Below are 18,408 nucleotides of genomic sequence, written 5' to 3'. Positions count from 1 at the left end.
TTTGGGGAGACCAAAATATGAATTCGGTTTTTGATGTTGCAATTATTGGTGGCGGCATCAATGGCTGTGGTTGTGCGGCAGATGCGGCACTAAGAGGTCTATCTGTAGTCCTCGTGGAGCAAGATGACCTGGCTTCCAAGACCTCATCAAGCAGCACAAAATTAATCCATGGCGGCTTGAGATACTTGGAAAATTATGAATTCGGAATGGTTAAAAAAGCAATCACCGAGAGACAACGTCTTTTAGATTTGGCACCGCATTTGGTACATCCTCAAGCATTGGTTCTTCCTTACGAAAAACATATGCGGCCTGCCTGGTTTTTACGTTTGGGGCTTTTTATTTACGATCATTTAACCAAAGCAAATCGCTTACCCAAATGCAAAACAATTTATAAAAAAATTAATATGAACTACTTTGTTCCCATAATTAATAAACTGAATAAGGGTTTTTTATATTATGATGCTGTCACTGACGATGCTCGTTTAACCATTGTTAATGCTCTACAAGCAAAAAAACATGGAGCAAGCATAAGAACTCACTCGACAGTAATTCATATCGAAGCGATTAATGGTTTGTGGCAATTAACCATACAACCTAAAGCAGGTGCGAGTTATACGCTCTATGCGAAATCACTGATTAATGCAGCGGGTCCCTGGGTTAAATCCGTGGAAGAAATGACCCAAATCCCTGACCAACAAAAAATCAGTTTAATCAAGGGCAGCCATATTATTGTTCCTAAAATGTATGATGGCAATCATGCCTACTTATTGCAGCATCAGGACAAGCGTGTCATTTTTGTTATTCCCTATCATGGTTTTAGTATGATAGGTACTACAGATGTGCCACTCACGGGTAGCCCTGATAATGCCAGCATAAGTAATGAAGAGGTTAACTACCTCATCGATTTGGTTAATCATTACTTCAAAAGTACCATCACTGAAGGGGATATTATCTACTCCTGGAGTGGTGTCCGAGCATTGCTTGCTGATGAAAACAAAGAGGCTAAAGCTTTGAGTCGTGATTACAAATACGATTTCCATCTCAAGCCGGCCCCCAGTGTTACGATTTATGGTGGAAAAATTACCACCTATCGCCAATTGGCAGAAGAAGTAATAAATCAGCTCCAGCAAACGTTTCCTCACATGGGCCCTTCACTAACAGCCTCTACTCCTTTACCTGGAGCAGTTTTTCAGAATATGAATTTCGAGCAGTATGTACATTATGCAAGAGAAAAATACAAATGGATGGATACCGACTTACTTAATCGTTATTTAAATACTTATGGAAGCTGTATGGAGTTATTCCTTTCCGCCTGTACCGGCAGGGAATCCCTAGGGAAAAAATATTGTACCTACCTTTATCAAGTGGAAGTTGACTATTTGATTTTAGAGGAATGGGCAAAAAATTGCGATGATATCCTTAAACGAAGAACAAAAATCGATTTAATTATCGATGCGGCAGGTAAAAAAGAGCTGGCAAATTATCTGGCAAAAGTTACGGCTTACCCTCCTTCTGAAGCTCCGCTTTTATTGCACTGACATCTACGGCTACTGCTTGTTCCACTAATTCTTTTAGGGTTGAAGCTGGCATACTGCCAGCATTCGAATAGACAACTATCCCCTCTTTAAAAACCATCAAATGGGGAATTGAGCGTATTTCAAAAAAATCAGAAAGCTGCTGTTCTGCCTCAATGTTTACTTTTGCAAATTTTATATTTGGAAACTCCTCCGCCACCTGTTCGTAAGCCTTGGAAAATTGCTTACACGGCGCACACCAGTCTGCCCAAAAATCAATGAATACAATTTCATTTTCATCAATTAAAGATTGGAACTCTGCGGTGGTTGTATTGAGGACAGTCATATTTCTTCCTTAGCTTCAATTGAATTAATTATTTTTTGAAATACATCATCCACGTTTCCAGTACCACATATGCTATGGAATTCCGGAGCCCCATGAGCGCCACTCTCTGCCCAGGATTTATAGTAATTAATTAAAGGCGCTGTTTGATTACGATAAACTTCCAATCGTTTTCTTACCGTTTCTTCTTTATCATCTTCTCTTTGAATTAATGCTTCCCCAGTGACATCATCAACACCATGATTTTTTGGAGGATGGTTTTCGATATGATAAACACGACCGGAAGGTTGATGAATTCGTCTTCCACTGATTCGTTTAATGATTTCTTCATCATTAACATCAATTTCAATCACATGGTCTAAATAAATCCCCGCTTGTTTCAAAGCGTCTGCCTGTACAATAGTTCTGGGAAAACCATCAAATAAAAACCCATTGGCGCAATCACTCTTATTTAACCGTTCTTTGACCAAGCCAATAATAATATCATCGGGTACCAATCCACCTGTTTCCATAATTTTTTTGGCATTAAGCCCCAAAGGAGTCCCTTGTGCAATAGCGGCACGCAACATATCACCTGTGGAGATTTGCGGAATTTGATAACGTTCAATCAACCGCAAAGCCTGGGTTCCTTTTCCTGCACCCGGCCCACCCAAAAGCATTAATCGCATTAAAAAACTCCTTAAGTGATCTATATCAGTTATAATAACTGAGTATATTATTACTTTTAAACTCTATAAATTCAAATGCAGCACAAATTCTGCCGCAGCCAATACCGTTTTTAAAAATTCTCCAAGAGCATGATGTTCATTTAAAATCTTCTTTTGCATGAATTAAGTTGCATTGCATAAATTTGTGAACGCGCTTTCACTTTGCGGGCAACTTGTATCAACCATGATTTTCTCAAATATGTTTTACGCTGATAACCGCCTATTCCCTCATGATAGGCTAAATAAAGTGAATAAGCATCAGATCGTGGAATCCGTGCTCGTTTATATGCTTCGTTTGCATACCAACCAATAAAATCCACTCCATCAGCAAAATCTTTACGGGAAGCAAACCATCCCCCACAACTTTGTTTATAATGATTCCATGTCCCATGCAGTGCCTGAGTATATCCATAAGCTGAAGAAGGTCTCTTCCAGGGAATAATACAAAAGAGCTTTTGACGCGGTGGTCGGGCGCGGGCATTAAATTTGGATTCCTGATGAATAATAGCCATTTGTACCGGGATAGGTACCCTCCAACGGCGTTCAACATCCCTGGCGTCTCGATACCATTTTGGATATTGTCTGAAAATATTACAAAGATTATTGACATCAGCAGGCGGATGGCTAACACACGCAGTAAGGACCAAAGCAAATAATAAGCAAAAGACTATTCGTAACTTATTAAAAACGAGTAATAAAACGTCCATGATAAACCATAAAATAAAAAGGGGCATTTTAGCAAATTTGATAACTACAATCTACGCTTGAATTATAATCAAGATGAACGCAAGATATCCTTAGCCTCCTCAAAACATCTCTCTACTTCCTTGCGTTACCCGTGCTAAGATAAGACCTCATTTAATGATAAATAAGTCAAACCCATGAGCATTCTTGTATTCGATATAGAAACCATACCCGATGTTGAAACAGGCCGTAATCTCTATGATTTACATGGGCTGTCTGACAAGGATACCGCCGAAGCAATGTTTGCATTACGTCGCGCCAAAGTCGGAAATGATTTTTTGCCTCATTATTTACAAAAAATTTGTGCCATTTCTTTAGTTATGAGCCAGGGTACACAAATTAAAGTGTGGTCCCTGGGCGATGAAACCTCCGATGAAAAGGAATTAATAACCCGTTTTTTTGCTGGAATTGACAAGCATACCCCAACTTTAGTGAGCTGGAATGGAAGTGGTTTTGATTTACCTGTTTTACATTATCGTGCGTTGCTACATGGCATTACCGCCCCTACTTACTGGGAAAATGGTGACAATCAACAAAATTTTCGCTGGAACAATTACTTAAGTCGATTTCATTATCGGCATCTTGATCTCATGGATGTGATCGCAGCTTATCAAAACAAAGCGTTTGCTCCACTTGATGAAATATCCAGTATGCTGGGGTTTCCTGGAAAAATGGGAATGAGCGGTTCTAAAGTATGGGAGCAGTATCAAGCAGGCCAAATAAAAAACATTCGTGATTATTGTGAAACTGACGTACTCAATACATATTGTGTATTTCTACGATTTGAACTTATGCGTGGTATATTGCACCAGGAAGAATATCTCCGCTTGCTGGAGTTATTAAAAAACTATTTAAGCTCTGAGCAAGAAAAAAAACACCTGCAAGAATTTTTAAGTCATATGCTCTAAATCAATTATCCGACGGGGTTATGGGGCTGCGGCAGGATAAAAAGAGAGTTTTGAAATACATTACATTAAATATACATCCTGCAGCCCGCAGCCAAGGACTACAATTTTTAAAAAGGCCGGTGGCCGGTAAAGGAGCTTTCCAGACAATCCCTTTCGATTATATCAATGGCCTGCTGGTATTCTTCGCTTTGAAAATGTTTTAAAGTTTTTACAACACGTTCGGCTCCCAACTTTATATACTCTTCCTTACTTACAGCTTTAGCATTGTTTGCCAATTGAGTCCACGACCAAAGCGTTATCCACCACTCCACTACTGGTTTATATGCGGTATACCATGCCAACATGGATTCTGAGAGCTTTTCCTTTCCAAAATAAGAAGTTAAATAAATCAATTCTTGTTCTTTATTGAGTTTTCCTTCTATAGCAAAGTACACCAGATCCCACATAAAATCATTATTACTCGAATACTCCCAGTCAATTTGATAAAAAATTTCCTGTTTTCCTGAATGTGCCCGCATATAATTTAAAGGGGTAGAATCATTATGGCATGGGCTCATTTCAATTTGGTAAGAGGAAAATAATTTTTTTAAATGGGACATTTGTTCCATTATAAAATCGATTGAATCAGGGAAAACAAAATTTTTAACTTTTAATTGTTCCAGCAATTTTTCATTGCGCTCGAAAACAGCGGTGTCATTGTCGAAACGTTCTGAGGCATGTAACTTTCTCGCCATGCAAGCCAACGTTTGTAATATATCAATACGCTTTAAGGTTTCATTATCTAGTGCCTGAACCCCCTCAATGAATTGTGTCACTTGCAAGCCATCGGGTTCAATGTGTGCAATGGGAACGTTCAGCCCTATATCAGATGCTTTACGAGCGTTTTCTGATTCATGCTTTCGTGACACAGAAAACAAGGATACATCACCCGGGATTCGTAATACCCATCGTTGAGGTTTTGTACTTTCAATGAGTGCTGGCTTGACCTCTGGAATTTTTGCAAATATCTTGGATAGGTTTTGACCCACTTGCACCCTATATACAATGTTTGTCATTCCACCTGACATTAATTTTAATCTTAATACATCAAGTCCTATTTTTGAAAAAAATGGCACACGTTGAATTACAGGTAATAAGTCCATGTATTTTTTTGTTAATTTAACCATTTCTTGCCATTTATGGTTAACTTGTAATGCATTGAACTGTGACCTGGAATCGAGTAGACTAAGTATGTAGATCATTAAATGTTCATTAATTCTTGGATTGCCGTTATCTTCACCAAAAAAATACCATTTCATAAGTTTGTTTCTCAATTATTGAGCATCAAAAGAGTATATAAAATTTAGTCACTGAATTACAAGAAAGTACATTTAAAGAAGAAATTAATCACCAAGGGCTTTTGCTATGACCGAACCCCTTATTCCTATAACAAAAAGACAAGCTCTTATATTTACTTGCTTTTTTGTTATGTATGAGTTTTTAACTTATATAGCCAATGATATGATAATGCCGGGAATGATCCATGTGGTTAGTTCCTTTCATGCCCCTGAATCTGCAGTAGCAACCTCATTAAGTGTATACATCCTTGGGGGGGCAAGTTTGCAAGTTCTTTTAGGCCCCCTTTCCGACAGTTATGGACGCAGGCCCATGATGCTTCTGGGTGCGGTTCTATTTTTTATTTTTACCCTGTTTATTGCTTGTTCCAATTCAATGAATCAGTTTTTGGTTGCCCGCTTTTTTCAAGGCATGGGCCTATGCTTTATTGGGGTAATAGGCTATGCAACCATTCAGGAAATTTTTGAAGAAATGGATGCCATTCGTTTAATCTCCATTATGGCAAATGTTGCTATTCTTGCTCCTCTATTAGGTCCTTTGATGGGAGCGATAGTGATTCATTATACCTCATGGCGCTATATCTTCATCACCATTGCGTTATGTGCCCTCGTTACCTTATGGGGATTATGGCAATATATGCCTGAGCCTATTGGCCAAACAAAGAAAAATGGAGAACTGACCCCGAAAACCAAATTCTCCACGAGGAATATGCTGAGAAACTATAAGGATTTGTTTACCAATAAAGCCTTTTGTTTTGGAACACTAGCAGCGGGCACTGTCGGCATCCCATGTATTGCCTGGATTGCATTGGCTCCCATCATTTTAATTGTCGAGGCAAAACTCACTGTAATTCAATATGGTCTTTGGCAACTTCCTGTATTTGGCGCCACCATTTTAGGTAACTGGTTTTTACATAAATTGACGTACAAATATGAAATTAAAAAGATTGTCTATCTAGGATGTTTTATTATGATTGTGGGTGCAATCTTGACATCTCTGCTTCCCTATTTATATGGAAATGCCTATTACTATTTACTTCCGGGAACAATCATCTACTTTTTTGCACTGAGCGTAATCAACGCTCCTTTAAACAGATATTGCCTTTTTGTAACTCCTGTCAGCAAGGGTACTGCATCTGCATTGGTCAGCTTATGCGTGATGGTCGTGGGTGCCATAGGGACGGAAATCGCCAATATATTTTATCAACATCACAATAACCTCCATTTTGGACTCTATTGTAATGCAGTCGAATTACTCTTTTTGGTATTTACTGTTTTAGCGTTTTTGCCGCAAAAAAATAGCACAAAGGATCCTGTTTGAAGCAGGTAACCGATTTATATCCTTGATATGCTAAGAATAACGTAGAAAAAATTTTTGAGCTTTTCTCGAGCAAACTAATCACCATTGGGAAATCGTTGACGGTCTTTTTAATGAAGTTAATGATACCAACCTTGATCCGCATGAAGACAACCTTGGTTTTTTTCTCACTCATTTATTGCAATCAAAGGTTAGTGAAGAAACAAAATTCTAGTTTGAGACCCTAGTTGACGCAGCGCGTAGTGACGAAGAGTATACTCTCGAGGTTGATCAATCAATATATCAATTAGAAGCATTCTTTCGTGTATTTTCTTCTTGTTGACATTTTAACCTCTAATTTGAAGCTGGCGCGAAATAGCCATTAAAAAGAACAACTAACACACACATCGATTATTTTGTGATACATTATGCCTTCTTTAATAGTCACACAAGGTGAAGCGATGTATTCAAAAGAAGAACAAACAGTAAAAAATAATTCGGACATGGATTATGGAGATGATTTTATAAGTACTGAAGAACGCCGTTCAAGTGTTGATGTTACCGATGAACTTACTTTAGAACAAGTATTTAGCAAATTGCAAATCTACTCAGGATTTAAACCAAGTTTTTTTACAAACAAGGATTTAGCTAATCTTAGTTTAACCTCCAAAACATTACACTCTGTTGTATTTTCCGAGTTGAATCAACGAGCGGCGCAACAACTATTAGCCCATGTTGTTAAGGGTGAGAAAGATAAAGCCCTAGCCATGATAAAACAAAATCCAGGGTTGCTCTTGATTAAATCAAAAGCCGTAGATTATTCTGGAAGAACCATTATAGGAACAGCGTTTCAAGCTGCAATTGGTGTCGGAGATAAACCGATGTGGGAAATGATGCTTCCTTATTTTAAAAAGTTAGAAGACAAGGGCTTAATAGAACAAGGAGAAGCCTTAAGACAGTTTCATGAGCAGTTCCCCAATGGCATTGAAGATGAGGTTTCTGCAGAAAAGCTCAAAGACTATTATAATGCCATTGCATTAGCCATTATCCATGATGAAGACCATGGTCACTTCGTGATTGAAGGATTTAGAAAAGAAATAACCCGTCAAAAAGAAATTACCCAAGGCAAGCATTTTAATCTGCAGCACTTAATCGCAGCGCATCAAGCTTATATCGATAACTTTGATGCTTTGGATAATTGGGATAACCGTGACTTATTTTGGCGAAAAGTGATGGGTTATGTACAACGGCAGATGACTGCTTACGACGCACAAATTCATTGCTCGGGCATAAAGAGCGTGTTAGATAAAGAGAATTCATTTCACAGGACGTTTAAGTTTTCTAATTTCGGGGAGTTTTTTCCTTTGATGCCTGATTCTGGTCTTGGTTTTGAGTTTGCTTGTTATAGTTATTTCTCGGCCATCGTTTCGCCACGGTCTGTCGCTGGTGTTACCTATGTTGCCTATGGGCCACGCATGCTTGAAAATTATATGGAGCAAAAACAGACGCACTTGCTGGACTTAGAGAGTCACTTGAGCAAGGAATGGTTTATCAGCCCAATGAATTGCTCTTAATTGCTCATGTTACGCACATGAACTTGTAGTTTGAATAAAAAGCATTAGAATTCTGTCCTTAATTTTAGGGAGGGAATTAAATGGATATGCTTGATCTTTATAGTGATTATTTGATTTTCCAAAACAAATATGCAACAGCAACAGGTCTGTCTGATTTGGTTGATGGAGCATTTGCTCATGATAAAGTAACTCGATTTCTTCGTTTTGAGGATTTTGGCTCGAAATCACCTGTGGCACTATGTAAAAAAGCCAGTTAGGAAGAAGGAGTTGGAGGGGTATTGATAGTTGATGATTTCATAGAAGAGAAACCTTATACCGATGAGAATGAAGTGAATTGCTGGCATTATTCTCATGCCAAAGGGACTGTGCTCAAGGGGATCAATATCCTATCGTCCATGATCCGCTATGATGATTTCAGTGTACCTATAGGATATGAGGTGATTAAAAAAGAAATCACCTAATGTGATATTAAGACCAGACAAATGAGAAGAAAGTCATCCAGAACCATCAATTATTTCAAAACTTGATTGCTCAAGCGATTACCAATAAAGTGATGTTTGATTATGTACTAGCGGATAACTGGTTTGGCTCGAAGGCCAATATGGTTCACATCCATAAAGACCTTCAAAAATCGTTTATCATTGGGATTAAGTCTAGCCGCACGTTAGCTTTATCTGAAAACGATGCCAAAAACGGACGGTACCAACAAGTAAGAGCATTAGAACTTGAAGAGGATGTGGCCCACACAGTCTGGCTTAGAGGCCTAGACTTCCCCGTGAGGCTCCTGAAAAAAGTGTTCAAAAACGAAAACGGTTCAACAGGAATTCTCTATCTTGTTTCTAATGACATGCTTAGTAGCGCCGAACGTCTTTAGAAGTGTACCAGAAACGGTGGCGGATTGAAGAGTACCATAAATCAATTAAGCAAAATGCAAGCTTAACTAAGTCCCCCACTCGAACTGTAAAAACTCAGTGTAATCATATTTACGCTTCTATAATTGCCTATTGCAAGCTGGAAATGTTGAAGATAAAAACTCATTTAAATCACTTTGCCATTAAATACAAATTGATTGTTAGAGCGAACCAGATTGCCTGGCAGGAACTTAAAAAAATGGCTGCTTAAACTTGATCGTGCGTAACATGAGTTACTTATCATTATTTTGATAAAAAGATCAACTGTTTGACACAAATGAAAAAAAATAATTACTATAGAATCTAAGCTTGGAAAGAGCAGCACCTATATCCGTAATACGATCTGCATTCATTAAAAACAATGAGGATTAAGAACCGAAAATATATACAATCACAACAAGTCTCCTGTTCATCCATATTAAGCAGTATTTTCTAAGGAGTGGAAAAAATGACTGTGGAACTTATACGAATTGGCGCAGAAGATACAAACAACTATGAGCAGGACTTAGAGGATTTTGGGTATGGAGGTTTAGACAACTCCATTAAAGAAGATATTATCGCGGTATGGAAATTCCTTTGTAATGAGGAACTTGTATTAAATGGATTAAAGAAATTTTCAGCCTCCTATTTTGATTTTTGTCAAAAGGAAAAAAAGTCCTTACGCCAATTTTTCGATGACTGGGGAGGTAACAATTATTTCAATAATCCACACTCTGCTGAAATCGATAACCAGTTCCAAACGAGTCCCCAATTTCAATATCCAAAACACACACCTGTTTTGTATGGCGAACTAACGGCTGAACTTTTTTATAACTCTTTATTAAAAAATGGTTTTTTATCGGCTGATGCCGGTGCTGGTCCAGTGCATGGCAAATGGACTCATAGCATTCAATTTTTTATTCTGGAAGAGGCGCGTAAAGCAGGGATTTTGCGCCTGAACTCAAAAAATATTAGTAATTTTATACAAACTATTTCACAAATTAAGGGCTCTTTCGAGTCATTCAGTTTGTGGAATATCCTTTTTGATTCATTTGATGAGCATATTTTTACTTATCCCAATAATATAACCTATGCTTTATCCAACCCATCGGATCCTTCAGATGCAGCTAAGTATTTAGCAAACAAACTGAATTCCTATACAGAGAAGTTTAATCGAATTGGAACAGCAGAAAAATGCTATGATGCTTACGTCAAGCGCAAATATTTAACTCGCTTGCACGAAGCCAGTTATATTTTTTATAAAGATAAATGCGCTTTATTATGGTTTGCGCCCAAAGATAAGCCGAAAAATAGTCTTGAACACTTGATTTCCAAAGATGAACAGAAGTTTGAAGTTTAAATACTGCCATTCCAAAGCTCACTTATAAATTCAAGGGAGCTTTAGAATATTATTCAATTAGGGCTGACGTGCTGGATGTGATTCTTTGAGTAAAAAACCAGCAATAAGCAAACTTCCTAAAAAGCATACAGGCATTACTACTAAAGCCATTTGATAGCTTGCAATACTGTATATGTGCACTCCGTTAACCAAATGCCAGGAATTTGTATGTTGCAATATGTAACCTACTAATGGTTGGAATATTGCCCCACCTATTAAAACTGAAAGATTATTGAAACCGGAAGCGGTGCCAACAAGTTCAGGCGGATTATTTTCTTTAACCACTGCAAAGCTCACGGTTTGACCTCCAGCGCCCAAACCCAGCACAAACAGAATGAATGGTGCCCATCCATAAGATAATCCTGGCAGATACAATAAAACCAATGTGGCAAATAATCCCAATGCTGCACTTATGATAAGAGCGATGCGCCGGCTTTCAATTTTATCGCTTAACCACCCTAAAAGCGGACTGCCGATACCGATTCCTATCCAAATCATGCTGCATAATCCTGAAGCAGCAACTACACTGATTTGAAATTTTTCCTGCAGATACGGAACACCCCATAAAGCTGCAAAAACTGCAATCGGCGTCCAAATGGCGAAGGCATAACCTCCGATTATCCAGGTATAACCATGTTTGCAAACCGCCACAAGACGTTTCCATTCATCACGCAAGTAATGTTCTGGAACGGTCTGATTTTTTTGATGAGGATAGTCCCGAATATAAATCCAGAAAAAAACAGCTAAAATAAAACCGACAATTGATAGAATAAAGCTTGCATTGCGCCAGCCAACTTCTTGAATCAAATAAGCCAAGGGCATTTCACCAAACATTGCACCAACTGAACTCATCAACTGAGCAACCCCCGCCAAAATTGCGAAATAATAGGGAGGAAACCAACGTGATAAAAGAACTAATACTCCAATAAATGAAAATGCAGAACCAATTCCAATGAGAAACCTGCCGATACAAGCAGTAAACACACTATCTGTTGATGCAAAAAAAGCAGAGCCCAGGGCACATAAAATAATTGCAAATGTCATTAACTTACGCGGGCCATAACGATCGTACAAAACTCCGGCCGGAAGTTGGGTTGGCGCGTAAGCATAAAAGTAAAAAGCAGATATAAAACCAAATCCTTCTCCGGAGACCCCAAATGTTTTCATCATGGATTCCGCCATAACACTGGGTGCTACCTGGAGAATAAATTCATATAAATAAAATGATGCTGCCAGAAAAAAAATAAAATAAGCAGTTACGAGACTCGTGCTTGATTCTTTTTGTGTTGTACCTGTGTAATGTGCGCCCAAGTTAAGTTCACTCCGTTTGAAATTTTACATTTAAGCTTATACGTATTTATTTTGTCAATATGATTTTATTCTAGATAAGAAGAGGCAAATGAAATTTTCAAAAAGTCATTTCACTTCTATCTTATAGAAAACAATATGAAATTTATTAAGACTTAGTGACTGGATAAATTGCCCCCAGAATGGCCGGCCTTTGAGATCCAGTGATGGATCTTAAATCTACAGGAGTTTGATTTATAGTTTTTGCAGCCAGCCACGCGAACATCATTGCTTCCAAATAATCAGGACTAATCCCAATTTCAGCTATACTCTTGACCTGGGTTTCTGGTAATAACTCATTAAGCAGGTGCAAAAGCGCAACATTGTGGGCGCCTCCACCACACAAATACATCGTTTTAACAAGATGTTGTTCGTTTAAAACGGTATTCGCAATGGATTTGGCAGTGAATGCCAGTAACGTTTTTTGTACGTCTACAGCTTTATATTCTTCCTTTAAAGAGGTTTGAAGCCAGGATAAAGAAAAATACTCTTTACCTATGCTCTTTGGGGGTAAAGAGGCGATGAAAGAATCCGCCATTAATAGTTCAAGTAGAGGGAGAATTATTTCCCCTTGTTGGGCCCATTCGCCGCCAGCATCGTACTCTCTTCCTTGCTGCTTCCGGATCCAGGCATCCATTAGGCAATTTCCGGGTCCTGTATCCCAACCTTTAATCGGTTCACGTGCATTAATGAATGTAATATTGCTAATTCCCCCCACGTTAACTACTGCTATGTGATTTTTTTCATTCTCGAATAATTTTTGATGATAAACCGGTGCAAAAGGAGCTCCGTGGCCGCCCAAAACGACATCCCGGGTTCTAAAGTCGGCAACAACAGTGATCTGGGTCAGCGTTGAAATAGTATGCGCACAACCTAACTGTAGGGTATAGGGGACAGCAGAATCTATATTATGGCATACAGTTTGTCCATGACTGCCGATTGCACAAATATCATGGGCTGACATTTTTGTCTTTTGCAACAATTCTGTCACAGCATAGGCAAACTCCCTTCCGATTAATGTATTTAGTTGGCAAATAGCAGCCAGACTTGTGCTTGCACCGTCAAGTAAGCAATTCATACGAGTTTTCACTTCATCGCTGTAGTTGGTAGTGATTCCATGAATCAGGGTATTTTTTTCTACATCAACAAGTGCAGCATCAATACCATCCATACTGGTTCCAGACATTAACCCTATATAAAACGTCATTAATTGATCCCCGATAAAAAATAAAAAGGCTTACGCAGAGCCCCGTATTAAGCACTTATGCTATTTCCTATAATTTGAAGCAAGTATAAAAATTATTAGTAGTGATTTCAGCTACCTCAGCAAAGGAAAGCCCGCGAATCTCCGCTATTGCTTCTGCTACATATTTTACCAGGGCTGGATGATTTTGCTTGCCGCGAAAAGGCACAGGGGCTAAATACGGTGAATCCGTTTCAATAAGTATTCGATTTAAAGGAATTTTTCGGGCAACGTCCTGGAGGGCAGTTGCATTTTTAAAAGTAACGATTCCAGAGAATGATATGTAGAAATTCAGTTCCATCGCTTTATATGCAATATCCAGACTTTCAGCAAAACAATGCATGACCCCACCAATTTTATGGGCATTTTCCTCAGCCATTAATGCGATTGTATCCTCCGCAGCTTGGCGAGTATGGATTATCAATGGTTTGGCAGATTCCAAAGACGCCTTTATGTGCTCTCGAAAGCGGTTACGTTGTATTTCCCGGGCTTCATCAGTATGAGTCCGATAATAATCCAGCCCTGTTTCTCCTATTGCAACACATGCCGGATTTTTAGCTAAATCACAGAGCAAGTCGGAGGTGACGAGAGTATCCATTTCAGTATTGGGATGCACACCCACCGAAATACTGATGTCAGGATACTCTGACGCAAGTTTTTCGAGTTGCGGATAATCACTTAATTCGACGCAAACACACAAAAAATGTTGCACGCCATTTGCTTTTGCTTGTGTCAAAACATTTGCTATATCATTGTTAAAATCACCTAAATCGAGAAAATTCAAATGACAGTGAGAATCAACTAGCATAAATAACCTCTTAATTATTTTTGCTCAAGAAGGAAAGATTTCTTTCCCCTTCAGCTAAATTGTATCTGTATATTGGGAGGATTTTAACATGCCCGCTAAATAGGTTTCTATTTTATTACAAATATAACGGCTGTTTTCGCCAATTAATTGTACCCCTATCCCGGGAACCTTGTTCCCCTGAGCTCCTCTGGGTGTAATCCAGACTATTTTACCGTCAACGACATAGGGTTCATCTTCATCCATTAATTTGACTGATAGTTTCACTTCGGAGCCAAATTGATAATTTGTATGGGTGCGAATAAATAAACCGCCTCCTTTGACAAAAGGCATATATGCAGAATAAAGCGTTGATTCGCTAGGAAAAGAACAATTTATTTGTGGTACCGTATCCATTATCGATCTTCCTTGTGCAATCCCTGATTTGCATAAAACAGTTGCTCCGTCATGAGAAAGTACTGGAGTCGCTTTCTAATGCGAACAATAAATCCTCAAGAGCCAAAGTTTGATTTATATTCATATTATGGCTTAATTTTCGCTGCAAGGTATTTATTCTATCAATCAGGGAAAAAATCATTCCGGGCTTTAATGCAGTCTTTAAATAATTTAACTGCGGTAGAACGGTACTCGGATCCACGGATGTATTAATTTGAATCACTTGAATTTGAGCAAAAATCAAATACAAAAACCACAGTAATATTCCCAAATCAAACTGGCCCCATTGAGAGGCAACACTACTAGGATGTACGTTTTTTTTCATTACTGCGATTAAACCATCTAAAATAAATTCCGACTGCTTCACAATCATTGCTTGAGCTGACCCTTCCGGATAATACTCAGCCAATTGCAAAGGATGAGTCATTGATTGATTATCATGTGATGCAAAGCGGATTATCTGGCATCTGCTTAAAACCGTGGGTAACAGGGTACTGAGTTGCTGAGCTAAAAGTAAAAAAAGGGTTTGTTGCGGCGGTTCTTCCAAAATTTTTAATAATGAATTGGCGGCAGAGGTATTCATTCGATCTGCGGACTCAATGACAATCAATCGATATTTAGTGCGTTGCGGTGTCAAATAGGCATAATCTTGTAATTCCCTTATTTGATCAATTTTAATCGGCCCGCCTATCTTTTCAGGCTTAATCCACTCCACGTCTGGGTGTTCACCGTTTGCGACCATTTGACAATCAATGCATTCAAAACAGGGCTGGCTTCCTTCATTTTTACACAAATACAACTGGGTTAATATTTTTAAAAAATCCAAAAAAGGACGGTCAAAAGAGCCAACAAACAACATAGATTGAGGAATACGCTGATGGGCCCATGCAGATTGGATTTGCTTCCATTGTGATTGAAAATTTTGATCTATATTCGAGGGTAAATGCCCGGAAAAGTCATTAAAATCACTCATTATTGCTGCTCAAGGAATTTATTCATTACATGTTGAATTGCTCGTTGCACATCATCCAGAGGACATCGGGCATCAATCATCACTGCATTGGAATCCTTACTGACATGATTAATATAGCTTGCATGGACGCGATGAAAAAAATCAATCGATTGTTGCTCAATCCTGTCAAACTCCCCTCTTAATTTAACTCGCTTCATTCCTTCCTCTGGACTGATATCCAGGTATAAAGTTAAATCGGGCTGCAGTCCCTCCAAAGCAAAAGAAGACAAGCGCTGAATCATTTCTTGGTCTAATCCTCTTCCTCCGCCCTGATAGGCCATAGTTGAAAGTTCAAATCGATCGGCTATAACCCAAATGCCTTGGCGTAGAGCAGGCTTAATAACTTCCTCAACAAGCTGAATTCGAGCTGTATATAATAATAATAATTCACTGCGGTTATCCAGGATCTCGTGATATTTGGGATTTTTAATCACATCACGTAAAAGCTCACCTATTACTGTACCCCCAGGTTCCCGGGTAGTGACTGTTTGAATCTGCCTATTTTCGAGTAATTCCAGGATAATACTGATTGCAGTAGATTTTCCGGCACCTTCCAGTCCTTCAATAACAATGAACTTCCCAGTTAGAGATGGCATTACTGTTCCTTGCGCTTATATTGATTAATCGCTTGCTTTTGTTGCTGATATGTTTCCGAAAACTGATGGGTTCCGTCTCCTTTGGCAACAAAATACAAGTAGTTGGAAAGTTGTGGATGAGCTGCAGCATCTAATGCTTCCTTACCTACCATAGCAATGGGTGTTGGCGGTAAGCCTCTATAATGGTATGAGTTATAGGGAGAGTCAATCAGCAAGTCATTATGTGATAGTTTTCCATTATAGGCAGAACCCAATCCATAAATGACTGTAGGGTCCATCTGCAAGGGCATCTTTTTATTTAAGCGGTTGACCATAACACCCGAAATCAATTTACGCTCTTGGGGAATGGCTGTTTCTTTCTCAATTATTGAGGCAGCTGTAAGTAATTCATAGGGAGTTTTATACGGTAAATTGGGTTCTCTACCAGACCAAGCCCTGTTTAAATAATTCATTAAATTCTGGTGGGCATGCTCTAGTAAACTTTTACCATTACTCCCACCTCGATATTGATAAGTATCAGCAAGTAATAACCCTTCGGCATTAGGGTGATTGTCCTTAATGGAATCCCAATCCGTGGGGCGATAATTTAAATAAGGTGCTTTGGCCAAATCTTGAGAAATTTTTTGTTGGGTAGTACCCGCAATAATTGTGAAATTTTGGGTTAACACATCTCCTGCTACAACTCGACCAATTAACTGCATTGCAGTTTCACCTGGCTTAATCTGGTATACCCCTGCCTTAAGCTTGGATGATAAACCAGAAAAACGAATCATCAATAAAATTCCGCTTCCTGAATGAATTAACTTTTTATCTTTCAGTGTCTTTACAAATTGAGATGCGGAAGCAGTTCGATCAAGCGAGATAATTACCGGTGCACCGTCTTTAGGAATAATTGGGCTGATTATTTGATAGTAATTCGTCAAAAAGAAAAGAAAAAAAGACATAAAAAACAGTATTACAACATACAATATCAGTTTTTTATGTCTTGGAAATATCATTTAGATCCGCTTAAATAACAAGCTGCCATTGGTTCCACCAAAACCCAGTGAATTACTTAGGGCATAATTGATAGCTCTCTTTTGAGGAGTATGAGGCACATAATTCAAATCGCATCCTTCATCAGGATTCTCTAAATTAATCGTTGGTGGGGCAATTTGATCTTTGAGTGCTAAAATGCTGAATATGGCTTCAACAGCACCAGCAGCACCGAGTAAATGTCCAGTCATTGATTTTGTGGAGCTCACTGCCAATTCATATGCGTGTTGTTTAAATACACGCTTAATCGCTTTCGTTTCATTTAAATCATTGAGATAGGTAGAGGTGCCATGAGCATTGATGTAATCCACTTGTTCCGGGTCAATCCCTGCGTCTCTTATTGCTGCTTCCATCGCACGGGCCGCACCATCTGCATCCTCATCAGGAGCAGTGATATGATAAGCATCACCCGACATGCCAAAACCCACAAGTTCAGCATAAATTTTCGCACCACGCGCTTTGGCGTGTTCATATTCTTCTAAAATAAGAACACCTGCGCCTTCTCCCATGACAAACCCATCCCTGTCTTTATCGAAAGGCCTTGATGCCTTTTGGGGTTCGTCATTACGCTTGGATAAAGAGCGCACAGCAGAAAACCCTGCCAGGCATAGAGGAGTCAGGGTCATTTCCGCCCCGCCACATACCATAACGTCAGCATCGCCATAGGCAATTATTCGCCCGGCCAATCCAATATTATGTGTACCCGTAGTGCACGCAGTAACAACAGAAATATTGGGTCCCTTCAGCTGATGCCTTATTGAAATCTGTCCAGCAACCATGTTAATGATACCTGCTGGAATAAAAAATGGAGAAACTTTTCGAGGTCCACCTGCCACGAGTTTATCTTGATTATTGGTAATTGTCTGAATGCCGCCAATACCTGCACCGACAGCCACACCAACTCGATTTGCCAAGTTCGCATCAATCTTCAAGCCCGAATCCAGCATTGCTTCATCAGCTGCAGCAATGCCGTATTGGGTAAAAACATCCATTTTACGAGCATCTTTTAGCGGAACATAGTTCTCAATATTAAAATCCTTAACCTTGGCCCATATTCGTGTACTGTATTCCTCGGCGTCAAAATCCTCTGCCAAAACAACACCACTCACACCAGCCAATATATTTTGCCAAGTTTCTTCTACATTAAGCCCGACAGGGGTAATCATACCCATACCAGTAATTACTACACGCCGCTTATTCAATGAAGGCTCCTCGTAAAACAATT

The 18,408-nt window shown here is 39.0% G+C and carries 17 protein-coding genes and 1 pseudogene; 6 read left to right on the top strand and 12 right to left on the bottom strand.

Translation table 11 applies throughout. From position 1 onward, the window contains the following. Nucleotides 1–17: 17 nt before the first annotated feature. On the top strand, nucleotides 18–1,538 hold the full coding sequence (gene glpD, locus KYQ_RS04010; RefSeq protein ID WP_010653855.1) for a glycerol-3-phosphate dehydrogenase: 1,521 nt from the start codon (nucleotides 18–20) through the stop codon (nucleotides 1,536–1,538). Here glpD and KYQ_RS04005 read toward each other — a convergent pair. The 3 genes from KYQ_RS04005 to KYQ_RS03990 form a co-directional block, all read right to left on the bottom strand. Continuing rightward, a complete protein-coding gene (locus KYQ_RS04005; protein ID WP_010653856.1) occupies nucleotides 1,495–1,860 on the bottom strand; it encodes a thioredoxin family protein in 366 nt (121 codons plus the stop codon). The genes glpD and KYQ_RS04005 overlap by 44 nt on opposite strands. Beyond that, nucleotides 1,857–2,525: an adenylate kinase gene (gene adk / locus KYQ_RS04000; RefSeq protein ID WP_010653857.1), complete on the bottom strand. Its 669-nt coding sequence runs from the start codon at nucleotides 2,523–2,525 to the stop codon at nucleotides 1,857–1,859. Before adk ends, KYQ_RS04005 begins: the two co-directional genes overlap by 4 nt. Nucleotides 2,526–2,665: 140 nt before the next feature. Then, entirely contained in the window at nucleotides 2,666–3,271 is a 606-nt protein-coding gene (locus KYQ_RS03990; protein ID WP_029488979.1) for a transglycosylase SLT domain-containing protein, read from the bottom strand. 174 nt (nucleotides 3,272–3,445) lie between these two features. Between KYQ_RS03990 and KYQ_RS03985 the strand changes: the two genes are divergently transcribed. Continuing rightward, complete coding sequence (locus KYQ_RS03985) at nucleotides 3,446–4,216, top strand: 3'-5' exonuclease (protein ID WP_010653859.1); 771 nt, start codon at nucleotides 3,446–3,448, stop codon at nucleotides 4,214–4,216. Nucleotides 4,217–4,323: 107 nt separating this feature from the next. Here the strand turns inward: KYQ_RS03985 and KYQ_RS03980 are convergent, their stop codons facing one another. Then, nucleotides 4,324–5,514, bottom strand: a complete 1,191-nt coding sequence (locus KYQ_RS03980; protein WP_019349665.1) for a phosphotransferase family protein — start codon at nucleotides 5,512–5,514, stop codon at nucleotides 4,324–4,326. Between the two features lie 106 nt (nucleotides 5,515–5,620). Here KYQ_RS03980 and KYQ_RS03975 point away from each other — a divergent pair, with 106 nt between their 5' ends. The 4 genes and pseudogenes from KYQ_RS03975 (at nucleotide 5,621) to KYQ_RS03950 (ending at nucleotide 10,671) form a co-directional block, all read left to right on the top strand. Continuing rightward, nucleotides 5,621–6,871 carry an MFS transporter gene (locus KYQ_RS03975; RefSeq protein WP_010653861.1) on the top strand — a complete coding sequence of 417 codons (1,251 nt, stop codon included), beginning with the start codon at nucleotides 5,621–5,623 and terminating at the stop codon, nucleotides 6,869–6,871. Nucleotides 6,872–7,275: 404 nt separating this feature from the next. After that, the gene (locus KYQ_RS03970) at nucleotides 7,276–8,421 is read left to right on the top strand and encodes a hypothetical protein (protein WP_231294601.1); all 1,146 of its coding nucleotides are present in this window, start codon (nucleotides 7,276–7,278) and stop codon (nucleotides 8,419–8,421) included. An 80-nt stretch (nucleotides 8,422–8,501) separates the two neighbouring features. Beyond that, nucleotides 8,502–9,543: pseudogene (locus KYQ_RS19695) on the top strand (IS701 family transposase). A 237-nt stretch (nucleotides 9,544–9,780) separates the two neighbouring features. After that, nucleotides 9,781–10,671 carry a LirA/MavJ family T4SS effector gene (locus KYQ_RS03950; RefSeq protein WP_010653863.1) on the top strand — a complete coding sequence of 297 codons (891 nt, stop codon included), beginning with the start codon at nucleotides 9,781–9,783 and terminating at the stop codon, nucleotides 10,669–10,671. 57 nt (nucleotides 10,672–10,728) lie between these two features. Here the strand turns inward: KYQ_RS03950 and KYQ_RS03945 are convergent, their stop codons facing one another. From KYQ_RS03945 to fabF, 8 genes are all read right to left on the bottom strand, one after another. Further along, nucleotides 10,729–12,021 carry an MFS transporter gene (locus KYQ_RS03945; RefSeq protein WP_010653864.1) on the bottom strand — a complete coding sequence of 431 codons (1,293 nt, stop codon included), beginning with the start codon at nucleotides 12,019–12,021 and terminating at the stop codon, nucleotides 10,729–10,731. A 145-nt stretch (nucleotides 12,022–12,166) separates the two neighbouring features. Further along, nucleotides 12,167–13,264, bottom strand: coding sequence for an anhydro-N-acetylmuramic acid kinase (locus KYQ_RS03940; RefSeq protein WP_010653865.1), 1,098 nt, complete (start codon nucleotides 13,262–13,264; stop codon nucleotides 12,167–12,169). A gap of 67 nt (nucleotides 13,265–13,331) precedes the next feature. Beyond that, nucleotides 13,332–14,108, bottom strand: coding sequence for a TatD family hydrolase (locus KYQ_RS03935; protein ID WP_010653866.1), 777 nt, complete (start codon nucleotides 14,106–14,108; stop codon nucleotides 13,332–13,334). Nucleotides 14,109–14,162: 54 nt separating this feature from the next. Beyond that, on the bottom strand, nucleotides 14,163–14,501 hold the full coding sequence (locus KYQ_RS03930) for a PilZ domain-containing protein (protein WP_010653867.1): 339 nt from the start codon (nucleotides 14,499–14,501) through the stop codon (nucleotides 14,163–14,165). Between the two features lie 49 nt (nucleotides 14,502–14,550). Continuing rightward, nucleotides 14,551–15,513 (bottom strand): DNA polymerase III subunit delta' C-terminal domain-containing protein, encoded by a 963-nt coding sequence (locus KYQ_RS03925; protein ID WP_010653868.1) that lies wholly within the window; start codon nucleotides 15,511–15,513, stop codon nucleotides 14,551–14,553. Beyond that, on the bottom strand, nucleotides 15,513–16,148 hold the full coding sequence (gene tmk, locus KYQ_RS03920) for a dTMP kinase (RefSeq protein WP_010653869.1): 636 nt from the start codon (nucleotides 16,146–16,148) through the stop codon (nucleotides 15,513–15,515). The genes KYQ_RS03925 and tmk overlap by 1 nt, the downstream gene beginning before the upstream one ends. Continuing rightward, complete coding sequence (gene mltG, locus KYQ_RS03915; protein ID WP_010653870.1) at nucleotides 16,148–17,146, bottom strand: endolytic transglycosylase MltG; 999 nt, start codon at nucleotides 17,144–17,146, stop codon at nucleotides 16,148–16,150. Before mltG ends, tmk begins: the two co-directional genes overlap by 1 nt. After that, nucleotides 17,147–18,385, bottom strand: a complete 1,239-nt coding sequence (fabF, locus tag KYQ_RS03910) for a beta-ketoacyl-ACP synthase II (protein ID WP_010653871.1) — start codon at nucleotides 18,383–18,385, stop codon at nucleotides 17,147–17,149. Nucleotides 18,386–18,408 lie beyond the last annotated feature (23 nt).

The organism is Fluoribacter dumoffii NY 23 (assembly GCF_000236165.1).
GTDB lineage: Bacteria > Pseudomonadota > Gammaproteobacteria > Legionellales > Legionellaceae > Legionella > Legionella dumoffii.
This window is presented reverse-complemented; position numbering and strand designations above follow the sequence as displayed.

Coding starts and splice junctions, on each gene's coding strand:
- KYQ_RS03925 (WP_010653868.1), bottom strand. CDS start 15,513: ATGAGTGATTTTAATGACTTTTCCGGGCATTTACCCTCGAATATAGAT.
- KYQ_RS03980 (WP_019349665.1), bottom strand. CDS start 5,514: ATGAAATGGTATTTTTTTGGTGAAGATAACGGCAATCCAAGAATTAAT.
- KYQ_RS03940 (WP_010653865.1), bottom strand. CDS start 13,264: ATGACGTTTTATATAGGGTTAATGTCTGGAACCAGTATGGATGGTATT.
- KYQ_RS03970 (WP_231294601.1), top strand. CDS start 7,276: ATGCCTTCTTTAATAGTCACACAAGGTGAAGCGATGTATTCAAAAGAA.
- KYQ_RS03935 (WP_010653866.1), bottom strand. CDS start 14,108: ATGCTAGTTGATTCTCACTGTCATTTGAATTTTCTCGATTTAGGTGAT.
- KYQ_RS03985 (WP_010653859.1), top strand. CDS start 3,446: ATGAGCATTCTTGTATTCGATATAGAAACCATACCCGATGTTGAAACA.
- mltG (WP_010653870.1), bottom strand. CDS start 17,146: ATGATATTTCCAAGACATAAAAAACTGATATTGTATGTTGTAATACTG.
- KYQ_RS03950 (WP_010653863.1), top strand. CDS start 9,781: ATGACTGTGGAACTTATACGAATTGGCGCAGAAGATACAAACAACTAT.
- KYQ_RS03990 (WP_029488979.1), bottom strand. CDS start 3,271: ATGGACGTTTTATTACTCGTTTTTAATAAGTTACGAATAGTCTTTTGC.
- tmk (WP_010653869.1), bottom strand. CDS start 16,148: ATGCCATCTCTAACTGGGAAGTTCATTGTTATTGAAGGACTGGAAGGT.
- glpD (WP_010653855.1), top strand. CDS start 18: ATGAATTCGGTTTTTGATGTTGCAATTATTGGTGGCGGCATCAATGGC.
- KYQ_RS03975 (WP_010653861.1), top strand. CDS start 5,621: ATGACCGAACCCCTTATTCCTATAACAAAAAGACAAGCTCTTATATTT.
- adk (WP_010653857.1), bottom strand. CDS start 2,525: ATGCGATTAATGCTTTTGGGTGGGCCGGGTGCAGGAAAAGGAACCCAG.
- KYQ_RS04005 (WP_010653856.1), bottom strand. CDS start 1,860: ATGACTGTCCTCAATACAACCACCGCAGAGTTCCAATCTTTAATTGAT.
- KYQ_RS03930 (WP_010653867.1), bottom strand. CDS start 14,501: ATGGATACGGTACCACAAATAAATTGTTCTTTTCCTAGCGAATCAACG.